The sequence below is a fragment of the Leclercia adecarboxylata genome (assembly GCF_006874705.1).
GTDB classification, from domain to species: Bacteria; Pseudomonadota; Gammaproteobacteria; order Enterobacterales; family Enterobacteriaceae; genus Enterobacter; species Enterobacter adecarboxylatus_C.
On the sequence record NZ_CP035382.1, the window covers coordinates 3,931,335 to 3,946,426 of the forward strand.

13 protein-coding genes, 1 pseudogene and 1 riboswitch are annotated in these 15,092 nt (G+C 55.2%); of the genes and pseudogenes, 9 read left to right on the plus strand and 5 right to left on the minus strand.

Annotated elements, in window-relative coordinates:
* Nucleotides 1–37: 37 nt before the first annotated feature.
* A complete protein-coding gene (locus ES815_RS19765) occupies nt 38–919 on the minus strand; it encodes a LysR family transcriptional regulator (RefSeq protein ID WP_142489333.1) in 882 nt (293 codons plus the stop codon).
* Between the two features lie 153 nt (nt 920–1,072).
* Between ES815_RS19765 and ES815_RS19770 the strand changes: the two genes are divergently transcribed.
* The gene (locus ES815_RS19770) at nt 1,073–2,170 is read left to right on the plus strand and encodes an NADH:flavin oxidoreductase (protein WP_142489334.1); all 1,098 of its coding nucleotides are present in this window, start codon (nt 1,073–1,075) and stop codon (nt 2,168–2,170) included.
* Nucleotides 2,171–2,204: 34 nt separating this feature from the next.
* Here the strand turns inward: ES815_RS19770 and ES815_RS19775 are convergent, their stop codons facing one another.
* Entirely contained in the window at nt 2,205–3,395 is a 1,191-nt protein-coding gene (locus ES815_RS19775; RefSeq protein ID WP_142489335.1) for an MFS transporter, read from the minus strand.
* 59 nt (nt 3,396–3,454) lie between these two features.
* On the minus strand, nt 3,455–4,591 hold the full coding sequence (locus ES815_RS19780; protein ID WP_142489336.1) for an alpha/beta hydrolase: 1,137 nt from the start codon (nt 4,589–4,591) through the stop codon (nt 3,455–3,457).
* A 120-nt stretch (nt 4,592–4,711) separates the two neighbouring features.
* Here ES815_RS19780 and ES815_RS19785 point away from each other — a divergent pair.
* Together ES815_RS19785 and ES815_RS19795 are read left to right on the plus strand one after the other, a co-directional pair.
* Nucleotides 4,712–5,597, plus strand: a pseudogene (locus ES815_RS19785) (LysR family transcriptional regulator).
* Between the two features lie 470 nt (nt 5,598–6,067).
* Nucleotides 6,068–7,012 (plus strand): GIY-YIG nuclease family protein, encoded by a 945-nt coding sequence (locus ES815_RS19795; RefSeq protein WP_142490090.1) that lies wholly within the window; start codon nt 6,068–6,070, stop codon nt 7,010–7,012.
* Nucleotides 7,013–7,188: 176 nt separating this feature from the next.
* Here ES815_RS19795 and ES815_RS19800 read toward each other — a convergent pair whose 3' ends face one another.
* A complete protein-coding gene (locus tag ES815_RS19800) occupies nt 7,189–7,428 on the minus strand; it encodes a DinI family protein (RefSeq protein ID WP_106993802.1) in 240 nt (79 codons plus the stop codon).
* A gap of 98 nt (nt 7,429–7,526) precedes the next feature.
* Complete coding sequence (locus ES815_RS19805) at nt 7,527–9,716, minus strand: TonB-dependent siderophore receptor (RefSeq protein ID WP_142489338.1); 2,190 nt, start codon at nt 9,714–9,716, stop codon at nt 7,527–7,529.
* Between the two features lie 359 nt (nt 9,717–10,075).
* Here ES815_RS19805 and ES815_RS19810 point away from each other — a divergent pair, with 359 nt between their 5' ends.
* The 6 genes from ES815_RS19810 to ES815_RS19835 all read left to right on the plus strand — a co-directional run bounded on the left by ES815_RS19810 (nt 10,076) and on the right by ES815_RS19835 (nt 15,065).
* Entirely contained in the window at nt 10,076–10,669 is a 594-nt protein-coding gene (locus ES815_RS19810) for a DUF4142 domain-containing protein (RefSeq protein ID WP_142489339.1), read from the plus strand.
* Between the two features lie 216 nt (nt 10,670–10,885).
* Nucleotides 10,886–10,984: riboswitch (guanidine-I (ykkC/yxkD leader) on the plus strand.
* A gap of 57 nt (nt 10,985–11,041) precedes the next feature.
* Nucleotides 11,042–12,100 carry a putative urea ABC transporter substrate-binding protein gene (locus tag ES815_RS19815; protein ID WP_142489340.1) on the plus strand — a complete coding sequence of 353 codons (1,059 nt, stop codon included), beginning with the start codon at nt 11,042–11,044 and terminating at the stop codon, nt 12,098–12,100.
* Between the two features lie 17 nt (nt 12,101–12,117).
* Nucleotides 12,118–12,933 (plus strand): ABC transporter permease, encoded by an 816-nt coding sequence (locus tag ES815_RS19820; protein WP_142489341.1) that lies wholly within the window; start codon nt 12,118–12,120, stop codon nt 12,931–12,933.
* Nucleotides 12,930–13,706 (plus strand): ABC transporter ATP-binding protein, encoded by a 777-nt coding sequence (locus tag ES815_RS19825; RefSeq protein ID WP_142489342.1) that lies wholly within the window; start codon nt 12,930–12,932, stop codon nt 13,704–13,706. The genes ES815_RS19820 and ES815_RS19825 overlap by 4 nt, the downstream gene beginning before the upstream one ends.
* Nucleotides 13,707–13,710: 4 nt before the next feature.
* The gene (locus tag ES815_RS19830) at nt 13,711–14,421 is read left to right on the plus strand and encodes an urea amidolyase associated protein UAAP1 (RefSeq protein WP_142489343.1); all 711 of its coding nucleotides are present in this window, start codon (nt 13,711–13,713) and stop codon (nt 14,419–14,421) included.
* Between the two features lie 11 nt (nt 14,422–14,432).
* Nucleotides 14,433–15,065, plus strand: coding sequence for an urea amidolyase associated protein UAAP2 (locus ES815_RS19835; RefSeq protein WP_142489344.1), 633 nt, complete (start codon nt 14,433–14,435; stop codon nt 15,063–15,065).
* Nucleotides 15,066–15,092: the final 27 nt, after the last annotated feature.

Below are 15,092 nucleotides of genomic sequence, written 5' to 3' on the forward strand. Positions count from 1 at the left end.
TAGCTCCAGGGTAAACATTTTAGCCGGAGCTTACGGGTCAATTCAGGGAAGCCAGCGATGACTTTAATTTCTCCATAAAAGTGCTGACCCGGAGGGGAAGGTAACGTGTGGTAGGCAGGAGGGCCCAGACCGCTAAATCCTGAGGGCTCGCATCAGAGAAATTAATCTCAACAAGGGTACCTTTGCGAAGTTCTTTCATGACATCCCAGCGGGTAAGTTGCGCAATGCCCAGTCCCTGAAGACACAGCTCTCTGACCCCTTCAACATTATCTGAGCTGAAACGCCCCTCGACATTGACCCTGAGATCTTCCCCATCACGTTTGAAAACCCACTGAGGCACGCTGCTGAGCCTCAGGCAATTATGCTGCATTAAATCCTCAACGATATAAGGGACACCCTCCGCCTTCAGATAATCAGGTGAGGCGCAGACTACACGAGGATTATCAGCAATTTTTCGGGCTATAAGCGTTGAATCCTTTAATGGCGCGATACGTATAGCGACATCGAACCCTTTCCCGACAATATCAATCACATCCTCGCTTAACTGAAGGTCGATGCTCAGTTTTGGATTCTCTGCCAGCAGCTCAGAAACAAGAGGCAAAATATTACGCCGCCCGAACCCTGAAGGCGCGGTGATCCTCAGTAACCCGGTTGCGCCCTGCATGGAAGGAGAAAACAGCGCCCGGGCTCCGGTCTCTGCCTCAATGAGTGCCCGGGCATAGGGCAGAAATTCCATTCCTTCCTGGGTTAACGAAACAGATCGGGTTGTTCTCTGCAATAGACGCGTACCCAGTTCGTGTTCAAGCGATGCGAGACGTCTTGACACGGCCATTGCGGAAATACCCTGCCGTTTTGCCGCCTGGGTAAGGCTATGCGTTTCGGTGATAACGAGAAAGAGTGAAACATCCTGCAAATTCATAGCGGCTCCGGTATCTGAATCAGGGCAAATGTTATCCAACGGTCATCAGGATTATAACGATAATCGTTATACAACCTTATCATTTTGCCCCGTTTAAGCCTGATTAAACAATGATTATAGTGCGTTCACGATTTAATTAATCAGGAGTAACTTATGAACAGATCATCTCTTTTTACCCCGGGGCATATTGGAAAAGTTGTCTTAAAAAACCGTCTCGTCGTCGCCCCCATGACCCGAGTCACCGCTTCAGAGGACGGTATAGCCAGCGAACGTATGAAGCTGTACTACGAAGATTTTGCCCGGGGTGGCTTTGCTCTCGTGATATCGGAAGGCATTTATATTGATAAAGCATGGTCGCAGACCTATGCCTTCCAGGCTGGGTTAACCAGCCCGGAACAGGTTGCAGGATGGCGCAAGGTCACAAACGCAGTACACCAGCAGAGCGGCCTGATTTTTGCCCAAATCCAGCACGCCGGGGCGTTGTCGCAGGGCAATTATTATCGGGATGGAACAGTCGCACCCAGCGCCATACGTCCGGTAGGCAAGCAGATGACGTTTTATCGTGGTGAAGGTGATTATCCTGTTCCGCGTGAACTCAGCGAAAATGAAATACAGGACATTATCAAAAGCTTTGCCGATGCAGCCTCGTATGCTGTTTTTGAAGCGGGATTTGATGGCGTGGAAATCCATGGCGCAAATGGATATCTTCTCGATCAGTTTTTCACGGATTACACCAATCAGCGAACTGACCGCTGGGGCGGTGATACCGCAGGCCGCCTTCAACTTATTCTGGACGTGATTCGATCTGTCAGAGAACGGGTTGGTGAGAATATCCCCGTGGGCATTCGCATCTCACAGGGGAAAGTAAATGACTTTTACCATAAATGGGCTAACGGCGAAGACGATGCCCGGGTGGTGTTTACGCTGCTTGCTGATTCCGGTATCGATTATCTGCACCTGACTGAATATGAAGCCTGGCAGCCCGCATTCCCGGACAACGCGCTCTCACTGATCGAACTGGCCCGTAAGTATGCGCCTCAGCTGACAATTATGGCCAATGGCAGTCTCCACGATGAGGCGCGGGCGACAGAGGTTATGGCGAAGGGGGCCGATTTTATCGCCCTTGGCCGCGGCGCTCTGGCAAATCATGACTGGCCTGAACGCGTTGCCGCAGGTGGGGCAGTGCGCACATTTGATAGTGCGATCCTGGGACCCATCGCCAATATCAAAGACTCCGAGCTTTCTCTCTAATTTGCAGCCCCGGGTAAATTTCCGGGGCCTATAACTAGCTCGCCTCCACGCTCTTCCGGGAAGTGAACCAGGTCAGCACCACCGCGCTCAGCAGCAAAATCCCACTCATTGCAAAGGTGCTTTGCCAGCCGACGTTATCGAATACCATCCCGCCCACCGTCGAGCCCAGCGCAATCGAGAGCTGGATCACCGCCACCATCAGCCCGCCGCCGGCCTCTGCATCCTCGGGCAGGGTACGGGCGATCCACGTCCACCAGCCCGTCGGGGCTGCAGTGGCCAGCAGTCCCCAGAATCCCAGCAGCAGGGCGACGCTCCAGACGCTGCGCCCGGTCAGGATTAACATTCCGGCGATAGCAGCCATCAGGAGCGGAATCGCCATTAACGTCAGGTAAAATCTGGCGTTCAGGAAGAGGGCAACGATCAGCGTGCCAATAAAACCCGCTACGCCGATGGTGAGCAGGATCAGCGATAAGCCGGCGGCGCTGACGTGGGTGACCGTCTCCAGGAACGGGCGCACGTAGGTGAACAGCGCGAACTGACCCATAAAGAACAGACCGCAGGCCAGCAGACCGATAGACACCACCGGCAGGCGGAACAGGCGGAAGACGGTTCCGCCTGAGGACTGGCTTTTGTTCCCCTTCATGTCCGGCAGGCTAAACCACTGCCAGATAAAGGCTGCAGTTGCGACCGGGACGAGGCACAGGAAGGCCCCGCGCCAGCCAATAGTGGCCCCGAGATAGCTACCGAGCGGGGCGGCGACCACCGTCGCCAGGGCGTTACCGCCGTTGAAAATCGCCAGCGCACGGGCGACCTGATGCTGCGGCACCAGGCGAATGGCCGTCGCCGCAGACATGGACCAGAATCCGCCGATGGCGATCCCAATCAGGGCGCGCCCGGCCATATAGACCAGGTAGCTGGAGGCGAAGGCAATAATCAGCCCGGATGCCGCCATCAAAATCGTCATGCCCAGCAGGAGTGTTTTACGATTCATATTCCCGGCAATATGAGAAAGGCTCAGGCTGGTCAGGACCGCCAGCGCGCCGGAGATAGCAATCCCCTGGCCGGCCAGACCCTCGGTGACGCCCAGATCGCTGGCGATGGGGGTCAGCAGGCTGACCGGCATAAACTCCGATGCAATCAGGACAAATACGCACAGGGTCATGGCGAAAATACCGCCCCAGTACGCGCGCTCGTTACTCTGTGTGGTTTGGCTCAGTGTGGACATAGTCAGATTTCACGCTGGGGAAAATATCGCCACCTGCCAGAAACAGGTGGCGTAGAGGATTATTTCAGGCTGGTTTTGAAGAACTGCTCAAACTGTGCAAACGGGATCTTACCGGCGACGTTGTCATACAGATCGACATGGTTAGCACCCGGAACAACCACCAGCTCTTTCTGTTTGCTGCCGACGGCTTTGTACGCATCTTCAGCAAAGTAGCGTGAGTGCGCCTTTTCACCGGTCACGATCAGCGTTGGAATAGCGATCTCATTGGCATAGCTCAACAGCGGCATATTCATAAACGACAGCGGCATAGTCGCGGTCCATGCGCCTGTGGAGTTCACGGAGCGCTCGTGGAAACCGCGCGGTACCCGATAGTAATCAAAGAACTCTTTCAGGATCGGATGCGGATCCGCAGGCAGGGCTTCCGGCAGAATACGCTCCGCCGCGGTGACTTTGCCGTTCTGGTCGACATTAATATCGTGACCACCGTGGGCGAAGGTGCCGTTTTCAGCATCCTTCCAGCGCTGCTCGTTCAGATACTGCAGAACAGCATGGCGATCGGCCGCAGAGTAGCGGTCTTTGCCATCGCCCACGCCGTGGCCCATCGCCCGGCTCATGTCGTACATCACGCTGGTAGCGACCGCTTTCACGCGGGTGTCCATGGATGCCGCGTTCAGCGCCATCCCACCCCAGCCGCAGATGCCGAGGATGCCGATGCGGTTGCGATCCACCTCTTTCTGTAATCCCAGGAAATCCACCGCCGCGCTAAAGTCCTCGGTGTTGATATCCGGAGAGGCGACGTTACGCGGCTGGCCGCCGCTTTCGCCAGTGTAAGAAGGGTCGAAGGCCAGGGTCACAAACCCTTTTTCAGCAAGGGTCTGGGCATACAGGCCGCTGGACTGCTCTTTCACCGCGCCAAATGGCCCGCTGACCGCAATTGCCGCCAGCTTGCGATCGCCCCGGTCTTTGGGCAGGTAAAGATCGGCCACTAAGGTGATCCCGTAGCGGTTCGGGAAGGAGACCTTACGGTGCTCCACTTTGTCGCTTTCGGCAAAGGTCTTATCCCATTTCGCGATCATCGAAACGGGCGCGTTCGGATTCGTAGTATCTGCATAACTCATTGTTGTTACTCCACTTAAAGATGCGCATAGCAGCATCGCAGGTATGGCAGCTGTCAGTTTTCGGGTAAATATTTTCATAAGCGGCACCGGGCTGTGTTGTTGTGTGGAGTCCAGTATAGTTAGCAGAAATAGTGCTGATTAGAGGGCGAAAGCTGCTAAGATTCATACCATATTGTTATAAATAGGCGAGAGAGAGGGATGGCGAAGCGGGAAAACTATAACGAGCTGTACCTGTTTATGCAGGTGGTAAGGGAGGGGAGCTTTACCGCCGCCGCGCAGCGGCTGGGGCTGGCCCAGTCAGGGATTAGCCGTTCCATTCGCGACCTGGAAGAGCGCCTGGGCGTCCAGCTGCTGGTGCGCACCACTCGCAGGCTCTCCCTGACCCAGGCGGGTGAACAGCTCTATCAGACCACCGAGTCCGGGTTTGATGCCCTGAATAGCGGGCTGGCTACCCTGGCGCATTATCGCGAGACCCCCCTCCGGCACGGTACGCATCAATGCCAGCCAGCACGCCATCGAGAAATGCCTTCTGCCAAAACTGGCGGTGTTTAAACAGCGCTACCCGGATATCCGGCTGGAGCTGATGAATGAGAGCCGCTTCGTAGACATTATCGCCGAGCGGTTCGATGCCGGCGTCCGGTTAGGGCCGGAGGTGGGGCAGGGAATGGTCGCGGTACGCATTACGCCCGACATGGAGATGGCCGTGGTCGGCACCCCCGACCATTTACGCCGCTACGGTTTTCCCCAGACGCCAGCGGAGTTAGCGGCTCATCCCTGCATTGCCTACCAGTTTGCCGACGGCAGCCTCTACCACTGGGAGCTGGTTCAGGACGGGAAGAGCATCACGCATTGTCCCGAGGGGCAGTGGGCCCTGTCTGACAGCTATATGGAAGCCGAGGCGGCCCGGCTGGGTCTGGGGCTGGCCTATGTGCCGGTTGAGCTGGTGGCGGACGATCTGGAGCGCGGGACGCTGATCCGGGTGTTGCAGCGCTACAGCCTGCGCATGGACGGGTTGTTCCTTTATTATCCCCATCGCAACGTATCCCCGGCCCTGAGAGCGGTGATCGATACGCTGAAAATCTGAGGGTGTATTTTTTACATCCGCCTGACGGTACAAACCAATAGTTACTTTTTAATCGCATAATGCCTGTATGGGCGTCATTTCGACTAAAGGAGCAATCAATGTCCCATTCGTCATCAAGAAGAAAGGTTTTAGATAGTGATGGTCTCCTTGCGCACAGGGCGTCACATGCACGGAGTTGCGTTAACCACGTTGCGAATAGACTGGGAATAACCCGCAGTGAGCTATTGATGAAAGTTGAGAAAGATACGGGGGCAAGTTTGGTATCACCGCTTACAGAAGATGAGTTAATGAAAGCGTTTTATTATATGGAAAACCTTTAAGAGCGGCTGATTTGAACGAGTAACGATAGTTCATAAATAATCACCTGGCGTTATCAATATAACTGCGCAAGGAGATGGGATTTCGCAAGGTTTAACTTAAGGTGTTGATATATCTATCAAATGATGATACATAAAAACTTTAGCATAAATATGGATTTTAAAATGCAGTGGAGATTTTTAGGTTCTATATCAGAGGCCAGAATGTCTGGCTGTAGCGGAGTTTACCTTATCGTTCACCAGGGGCTTTTTAATCGCGTTGTTTATGTTGGGGTGAGTTGTAATGTTGGGAGAAGGATAAATGAACATTATGAAGGTTACCTGAGAGGAAACCGAACAATTTACAATGCAGGCCACGATGACGACGTATATCGTTTTATGTCAGCTTACAAAATTCACAACCATACGAAATACTATCAATCTTTGGCGAAGGATTATAAAATTTGGGCATCTACGACAGTGCCCTCTGATTCTCCTAAAAATTTATTAGCTAAAAGCCAAACTTTTGATGCCGCGTGGGAGGGCATTGCATCTGAAAAATATCTCCCTCAACTGAAAGTGTGGGCCCTTCCAATGGCCAGATATTGTTATTCAAACGCATCCAGAATTGAAAGCGTTATTCAGACAAAGCTCGTCAGGGCTTTTGATTTAAGGGGTTTTTTTAATCTTAAATCTATAAGTATCTTAGGCAAAATTGAATACCCTTATTTAGAAAAGATTAAAGATTTTATTATTGATTCCCCCGATGTAGACCTGGCATCTCAACTTGTTTTTAGTAATTTGAACACTAAAGGGATTGATGGCAACATTAGTAAAGAATTCTTTTTGCAACTTAAAGATGAAATTTTTCAAAGAGTAAGGGAAGCTCAGAGTAGACGAGCGATTCGGGAACATAAGGTTTCTCTTTATAAAAACTTTGGCAAACCCTGGACTTTAAAGGAGATGGAAAAACTCAGAGTCATGCTAGTCGATTTTGATATGTCCCCAACAGAAATATCTGAATACCTTGGAAGAGAACCACGCTCTATTGCTAAAAAAATAATAGAAAATGATAAAATTTCCAATCATAAATGGCGACAGAGCGTCGGATGGTTGTGAGTTGCATATTGACTGAAATAAACCGATCTGGAAAATGCCGCTTCTGGCACTCTATGGACCCAGGTTCGGCTCTATGAATGAACGAGCAGAACCTTTTTCAGGCGTTCTGGTTTACAGGCGCTGGTTGATGTTAACGCGTAAACCTCAAAAGGAAGCGGTCTCCGGACCTTTAAACCTCACTCCGCAACCAGCCACATATCGGCCTCGTCAAACATCTCTTCCAGCATGCGGTTCAGCTTTTCCCGATCGCTTTTGCTGGCATCGCTATTCAGGCCGTTGGCCTGCATCGGCTTCACCTTCACCTCGGCATCCGGAAAGATCCGGTGCACTCGGGTGGTCAGTTCAGCCAGGATGATTTCTCTTGCACCCGGAAGCCCCGCCACATTTCTTTTGTCATAAACCAGTTCAACGAACATCACACATCCCCTCAAATACTGTTTTAATGTACAGCATTCTTACCGGGGCAATGACATCTGTCAACTGCCGCCCGCTATGCAGGCGGCAGAAGTGACGATCAGAACAAGACCGAGTAGTTCAGGCCAAAGGTACGACCGCGTCCTTTGTAGGTATAGAGGTTCTCAGCACCGTAGGTTGGGCTGTAGAGCCCCGGTGCGCGCTGTCCCCATGCGGTGGTGTAGTCTTCATCCAGCAGGTTTTCCACGCTGAAGCTCAGCTTGCCCACCGGCAGAAGGTAACTGCCTATGAAGTCAGCGGTGTTATAGCCATCAATCTGCTTCCCGGCTTCATCAGACAAATCAAACGTCTGCGTACTTTGCAGACGCAAGGTCCAGTCGCCCGGCGCCCAGCTGACCCATGCGCTCATCTTGGACGGGCTGGCGCTGTCTACCGTCAGCTTTTCCCATTTCCCGTCGACGCGGGTTTCCGATTTGATGACGTTGAAGTTTGCGCCCGTGCTCCACTCGCTGTCGGTGAAGAAATAATCCACCTGGCCTTCAACACCGTAGATGCGACGCTCGTCATCTTCGACGTTAATGGTCATGTCGCTTTTGTTAATGTTGATGGTTTTGTCAGAGAGCGAATAGTAACCGGCAATCTGCGTGCGCAGGTTATCCCCGGTGTAGCGCCAGCCCAGCTCGTAAGCATCAACTTTAATCCCGTCGAGTTTTGAGTCGTTAACGTTAACGCTGTTGACCAGGCGATAATGGCCGTTTACCAGCTGATAGGTGCCGGAGCCGTAGTATTTCGCCAGATCCGGGATCTCAAAGCCCTGAGAGAAGTTAAACCACAGCTGCTGGCGTTCGGTCAGATGACCCAGAATGCCGGCGTTAAACAGCAGGTTGTTGTAGTCGGTTTTCCCGCCCGGGACCGCGTCTGCCGAGGTGGCTCTCCCCGTGGCGATAGCCTGTTGCTGGGCGTAACCCACAAAGTCATCGACCTTGTTTTCCGTGTACTGATAGCGCACGCCGCCGCTCAGGGTGATAGCGGAGAAGTCGTAGCTCGATTGCAGGAAGGGGGCGAGGTTGGTGATGCTGTAGCCCGGATAGCGTCCCACGTTATACGCATTATCCAGCTTCATGCCGCCGCTGGCCGCCGCTTTGCTGAGGTCGAAAAATTGCTGATTGGCGTCGAAGGTTTCATGTTCGGCATCCACACCCCATGTCAGCGTCAGCGCATCCAGCGGTTTGCTGTTGAGGGTCAGCTTGCCGCCGTAGAAATCGGTTTTTTGCTGCGAAGCGCCAATGCTGGTGACCCGGCCGCCTGAAAGCGTAGGGAAGGGGTAGTACGTCAGGCTTTCATCGCGGTAATAAATTTGCGCGAGCAGATCCTGGCCCCAGAAATCGGTGTTCGAATATTGCAGGTTGATCAGGTGGCGTTCGGTGCCAGGAATACGATCGGAGTCGAGGTTATTTTTGTTGTATGCATTGCCGGCGCCCGTTACTGCCGAGAAGTTCTCGCCAAGATAAAGGCCGTGCTTACCGTCGGATTCGCTTTTGTAATACTGCGTGGTGAGCTGCAACTGCTGATGATCGTCAATATTCAGCGTGCCGGTGCCCATCACGTCCAGGCGGTCAGAGTATTGCAAACCGGTCTGGGTGTTATCAATGATCACTTCGTCGCCGTTGCCGTCGTACCAGCCGCCAAAGCGCTGATACGCCACTGACAGTCGCCCTGAGGCGTTGTCGTTGCCGCCGCTGACCGCCGCCGCGATGTTCTCGTCATTATCGTTATGGCTGTTGAAGCCCGTTTTCAGGCCGGTCTGAAACTCGACTTCCGTTTCCGGCTGGCCCTTTTTGGTGACGATATTGATTAAGCCCCCGGTACTGCCGCCGCCGTAGAGGGAGGTCGCCCCGGAGATGACTTCAATGCGGGAGATATTGAACGGATCGATGGAGTCCAGCTGGCGGCTGTCGCTGCGCGAGGAGTTTAAACGCACGCCGTCGACCATCACCATCATTGAACGGCCACGCATGTTCATACCGTAGTTGGTACGTCCCTGGCTGCTGACATCCATTCCGGGAATCAGCTGCGCCAGCACCTCTTTAAGCTCTTTGCCTCCCTGAACCTGCTGCTCAATATCAGCCTGCTCAATGACCCAGGTGGTCTGCGCCATGTCGGTAATAGAGTGGTTTGTACGGCTGGCGGAGACCACCAGCGACTCTTCTTTTTGTCCTTCTGCTGAGGCATTAGCGGCTAGCATCATCAATAAACAAGGGTTTAAAGCCCAGGAGTAACGCGGTTTCATTATTATGATCGTCCTGATTTTTCGAGGTGTCGGTGGCATGAATGCCCCTTACCGCAAGAACATCACCCGGTCAGGTGATAGTGATTATCAAGATGATATGAATAATCATTACAAAGTAAACAGGTAATGTTAAAAAATGTTTCTATAATGGCATGATTTTAATGGGGTTTATTGGGGGTGCGGGAAAGGCGTGAAAGAAAACTCACTGCGCCACGGCGTAATACCGGGAAAGACTTCCGCCGAAACATGAGCGAGGAGAATGTTCCACTATACTGACAATTGCGGTTATCACTTATCCAGGAGGCGACGTGCGGTTAAATACCTGACACAACCTAATCCATGACCATCAGGAGAACAAAATGCAAAAGCGTAAAACCTTGAAAGCGCTGCTAGCCGTATCGGCAGTAGCAGCGATGTTCTGCACTGTCGGCGTGCAGGCCCAGACGTCGTCAAGCGCCGCTCAGAGTAGCGCCGTAGGCCAGACCGGATCGATGGCCAAACTCAACTCCGGCGATGAAAAAGCGTTGAAGGACATGGCGCAGGCCAATATTAATGAAGTTGCCGCCGCGAAGATTGCGCTCAGTAAGGCCGAGAGCAGCGAAGTTAAAGCCTTCGCGCAGAAGATGGTCGATGACCACGGCTCTGCCCTGACCAAAGTCCAGGCGGTCGCCCAGCAGAAGGGCGTAACATTGCCAACTGAGCCGGACGCCATGCATAAGGCCATGGCCGACAAGCTGGAAAAAGAGAGCGGCGATGCATTTGACAAGATGTATATGGAAAACGCCGGCACCAAAGATCATCAGATGGTGCTGTCGAAGCTGCAGAGTGACGCCAAAAATATCAAGGACCCGGATGTGAAGGCCCTGGCCGACGCGCATACGCCGGTGGTTGAGCAGCACCTTAAGTCTGCCCAGCAGATGACGATGCAACCCGGCAAGGCAGAAAGTAAGTAACCAGGTTGTTCGGTGGGCGCACGTTTCTGCACCAGGATTTCCCTTTTACTCCTGGGCCCCTCCTGGGCACCACTACAGTGCACCCACCCCGCACTCCCTCACCAAAACGGTGAGATCCCACCCCTGTAAATTACCAACCCCCTGATAATCCCCATAAAAAATTCCTGGCACACCCCTTGCAGAGATAAACGCGAAAGGGCAGCACCACACAATTTGAAAATAGCTGGCTAGGGTTCCGGTTCACTGCGGTGAATGGCTGGTCCAAGAGCTGGCGACCTCTGAGAGGTTACACGGCGGGACAAAAGCCCGGGAGACAGCAGCACCAGACGGTGTCGCGCTGCCCCCTTATTTTGTGCCACTCAGAGGTCAAGCATGAAGAAAACGCCATTACTCCGCTCTCTTGTACTGTCGCTGGCGATGCTGGTCAGTCTCCCCACTTTTGCTGCCGTCAAAAAAGAGTTCAACGTCTGCTGGACCCTCTACGCCGGCTGGATGCCCTGGGGCACCATCAGCACCGACAAAATCATCGATAAATGGGCCGACAAGTACGGCATAAAAATCAATGTTGTGCAGCTCAACGACTACATCGAATCCATCAATCAGTACACCGCCGGCCAGTTTGACGGCTGCACCATGACCAACATGGACGCGCTGACCATCCCGGCGGCGGGCGGTGTAGATACCACGGCGCTGATCCTCGGCAGCTACTCCGAAGGCAACGACGGTGTGGTGATGAAGGGCGAGGGCAAAACCCTCACCGATCTGAAAGGCATGAAAATCTACCTGCCAGAGCTGTCCGTTTCCCATTACCTGCTGGTGCGCGGGCTGGAGAAAGCGGGGCTGGCGGAAAAAGACGTCACCGTGGTGAACACCTCGGATGCAGATATCGTCTCGGCCTTCAACACGGCAAACGTGCAGGCTGCCGTGGCCTGGAACCCGCAGCTCTCGGTCATCAAAGGCACGCCGAAAACCACCGAGGTGTTCAGCTCCTCGCAGGTGCCGGGCGAGCTGATCGACATGATGGTGGTCAACAGCGAAACCCTGAAGGATAACCCGGCGCTGGGCAAAGCGCTGACCGGGGCGTGGTACGAGATGATGGGGTTGATGAAAGCCCAGGACGCTAATGCCCTGAACGCGATGGCGGCGGCCTCCGGTACCGATCTCACCGGCTATCAGGCGCAGCTGAAAACCACCCACCTGTTCTACACCCCACAGGACAACATCGCCTTTGTCACCTCGCCGGATCTGGCGAAAACCATGCAGCGCGTGGCGGCGTTCTCCTTCGATAAAGGGCTGCTCGGCGATGGGGCGCAGAGCGCCGATTTTATCGGCATGAGCTTCCCGGGCAACGTGACCCAGGGCGATGCCAACAACGTCAAACTGCGCTTTGACGACAGCTTCGTGAAAATGGCCGCCGCTGGCCAGCTGTGATGAGTGACGGAGTCTCCATGCGACACATAAATCGTCATCCCACTGCGGGCATGCGGCTGATGCTGGTTATGCTGCCCTTTGTCCTGCTGCTGGCCGCATACTTTTTTGGCTCGGCGGTGCGGCTTGAGGCCAACCCCCAGGACAAGCTGCTCCCGGGCCTGCAACAGATGCTGGATGCGATCTCGCGGATGGCCTTTACCCCGGATAAACGCAGCGGCGAGTACCTGTTCTGGGTCGACACCCTGGTGAGCCTGGCCCGTCTGCTGGTGGGGCTTTCGATCGCCTCGCTGATCGGCCTGTGTGTCGGCGTCACCGCCGGGGTGTTTCCCCTGTGGCGGGCGTCCCTTTCACCGCTGATGACGGTGCTGTCGATGGTGCCACCTCTGGCAATTTTACCGGTGCTCTTTATCGTCTTCGGCCTCGATGAACTGTCAAAAATCATGCTGATCGTTATCGGCATCACCCCGATGCTGGCCCGGGATCTGGAGCACCGCGCCTGCGAAATCCCGCCGGAGATCCTGATCAAAGCCCAGACCCTGGGGGCAAACAGCTGGACGCTGGTGCTGCGGGTGGTGCTGCCGCAGCTGCTGTCGCGCCTGCTGACCTCGCTGCGCCTGCTGCTGGGCTCAGCCTGGTTGTTCCTGATTTCGGCGGAGGCGATCTCCTCCACCGCCGGGCTGGGGTATCGCATTTTCCTTGTCCGCCGCTATATGGCGATGGACGTGATTATCCCCTATGTCCTGTGGATCACTCTGCTGGCGTGGCTGATGGACCTGGCGCTGCGCCAGCTGCACAAGCGCTGTTTCCCGTGGGCAGAAGGAGGGAAAGCATGAGTTTTATCACCATCAACAATATCTGGCAGGAGTACGGCGACCATGTGGTGCTGGAGCGTCTGAATTTACAGATCAACGAGGGCGAGTTCTGCTCGATGGTCGGGGCGTCCGGCTGCGGGAAATCGACTTTTCTGCGTCTGCTGCTCGGCCAGGAGAGGCCGAGTCGGGGCTCCATCACCCTGGACGGCAAACCGCTCACCGCCGAGCCGGACAGCCGCCGGGGCGTGGTGTTCCAGCGCTACTCGGTCTTTCCGCACCTCAGCGTGCTGGATAACGTGGCGATCGGTCTTGAACTGCCGCAATCCCCGCTGTTTGGGCGGCTGTTTGGCGCGAAAAAACGCGCCGCACGTGAGCAGGCCGCGCAGATGCTGGACAAGGTCGGCCTCGGCCATGCCCTGCACAAATATCCCGCCCAGCTCTCCGGCGGGATGCAGCAGCGCCTGGCCATCGCCCAGGCCTTTATCATGCAGCCTCGCGTCCTGCTGCTGGACGAGCCCTTTGGCGCGCTGGATCCGGGGATCCGTAAAGACATGCATGCGCTGCTGTTACAGCTGTGGGGCGAAACCCGCATGACGGTGTTTATGGTCACCCACGATCTCTCCGAAGGCTTCAACCTCGGCACCCGTCTGCTGGTGTTCGACAAGGTGCGCCTCGATCCGCAGGCCCCGAACGCCTTTGGTGCGCGCATCACTTACGACATTCCGCTCAACGAGACACGGCTTTCGGCCCTGAGCGGTTCGACTCCCGACAACGTTTATGCCTTAAGGGGTTAACGCTATGAATACGACTTTACGTGAAGAGATCCTGCCGGGCGGCGGCCACCTCTCGTTTGTACTTAAGCGCGGACAGATCCTGCGCATGACCGACCTCGACGGCGGGGCCAACGTCAGCCTGATGATGCTCAACCCCCATGAAAAGAGCGAGCGCCTGAACCTGCCGGATACCCTGAAAGGCCAGCACACCGCGCGCCTGACCGCCGGGCACTGCTTTTACTCCGATATGGGCCGGGTGCTGGCAGGCATTACCGCCGATACCAGCGGCTGGCACGATCCCTTTGGCGGCGTGCTCAATGCCGCCGAAGTGACGGAAAAATACGGTCAGGGACGCTATCAGGAGCTGCGCAACGGCTTCTTCCGCAACGGTACCGACAACCTGCTGGTGGAGATGGGCAAATGGGATCTCAACCTCGAAGATCTGCTGATGGTGGTCAACTTCTTCAGCAAAGTGACCGTAGATGACAGCGGTCGGTTCAGCTTCCACCGCGATCGTTCCCAACCCGGGAGCTACGTTGAGCTGTATGCCCCCATGGACACTCTGATGGTGATGACCGCCCTGCAACACCCGATGGACCCCTCCAGCGAGTATGCCCCGCGCCCGGTGCAGCTCAGCTGGCGGCAGGCAGAGGACGAGGAGGGCGCCATTAACGCACTCCTCACGCGCCCGGAAAATGGCCGCGCCATCACCAACACCCAACTTTTCGCCCTGTAAGGAGCCGCAAGATGACCATTATCAGCGAAAAACAGCCTCAGGAGGCGACCTTCCGCCACGTGATCCCGGCGGGCGAGCCTTACCTGTTTGAAGTGAAAAAGGGCCAGACCCTGCGCCTGCTGGATCTGGAGGGGAATCAGGCGGTGGATACCCTGTTCTATAGCGCCGATAACCCACGGGAGCGCTACGACGCCCAGCGCACCCTGCGCCGTCAGAACAATGCGTATCTGACCAGCGGCAGCGTGCTGTACTCCAACCTCGGCAATCCGCTGCTGACCATCGTGGCCGACACCTGCGGACGTCACGACACCCTCGGCGGGGCCTGCGCCCAGGAGAGCAACACCGTGCGCTATGCCCTCGACAAACGCCATATGCACAGCTGCCGGGACAACTTCCTCTGCGCCTGTCTGCACGATGGCCGCCTGCAAAAGCGCGATATCGGGGCCAACATCAACTTCTTTATGAACGTACCGGTAACGCCCCAGGGCGGGCTGACCTTTGCCGACGGCATCTCCGCCCCGGGGAAATACGTTGAGCTGCGCGCGGAGTGCAACGTCATCGTGCTGATCTCCAACTGCCCGCAGCTCAACAACCCCTGTAATGGCTGGAACCCAACCCCGGCGGAGGTGCTGATATGGAACTGACGCCAAATCGCTGGCAGCGCCTGCGCC

Coding starts and splice junctions, on each gene's coding strand:
- ES815_RS19775 (WP_142489335.1), bottom strand. CDS start 3,395: ATGTCCACACTGAGCCAAACCACACAGAGTAACGAGCGCGCGTACTGG.
- ES815_RS19805 (WP_142489338.1), bottom strand. CDS start 9,716: ATGAAACCGCGTTACTCCTGGGCTTTAAACCCTTGTTTATTGATGATG.
- ES815_RS19820 (WP_142489341.1), top strand. CDS start 12,118: ATGCGACACATAAATCGTCATCCCACTGCGGGCATGCGGCTGATGCTG.
- ES815_RS19815 (WP_142489340.1), top strand. CDS start 11,042: ATGAAGAAAACGCCATTACTCCGCTCTCTTGTACTGTCGCTGGCGATG.
- ES815_RS19835 (WP_142489344.1), top strand. CDS start 14,433: ATGACCATTATCAGCGAAAAACAGCCTCAGGAGGCGACCTTCCGCCAC.
- ES815_RS19830 (WP_142489343.1), top strand. CDS start 13,711: ATGAATACGACTTTACGTGAAGAGATCCTGCCGGGCGGCGGCCACCTC.
- ES815_RS19770 (WP_142489334.1), top strand. CDS start 1,073: ATGAACAGATCATCTCTTTTTACCCCGGGGCATATTGGAAAAGTTGTC.
- ES815_RS19825 (WP_142489342.1), top strand. CDS start 12,930: ATGAGTTTTATCACCATCAACAATATCTGGCAGGAGTACGGCGACCAT.
- ES815_RS19780 (WP_142489336.1), bottom strand. CDS start 4,591: ATGAAAATATTTACCCGAAAACTGACAGCTGCCATACCTGCGATGCTG.
- ES815_RS19795 (WP_142490090.1), top strand. CDS start 6,068: ATGGATTTTAAAATGCAGTGGAGATTTTTAGGTTCTATATCAGAGGCC.
- ES815_RS19765 (WP_142489333.1), bottom strand. CDS start 919: ATGAATTTGCAGGATGTTTCACTCTTTCTCGTTATCACCGAAACGCAT.
- ES815_RS19800 (WP_106993802.1), bottom strand. CDS start 7,428: ATGTTCGTTGAACTGGTTTATGACAAAAGAAATGTGGCGGGGCTTCCG.
- ES815_RS19810 (WP_142489339.1), top strand. CDS start 10,076: ATGCAAAAGCGTAAAACCTTGAAAGCGCTGCTAGCCGTATCGGCAGTA.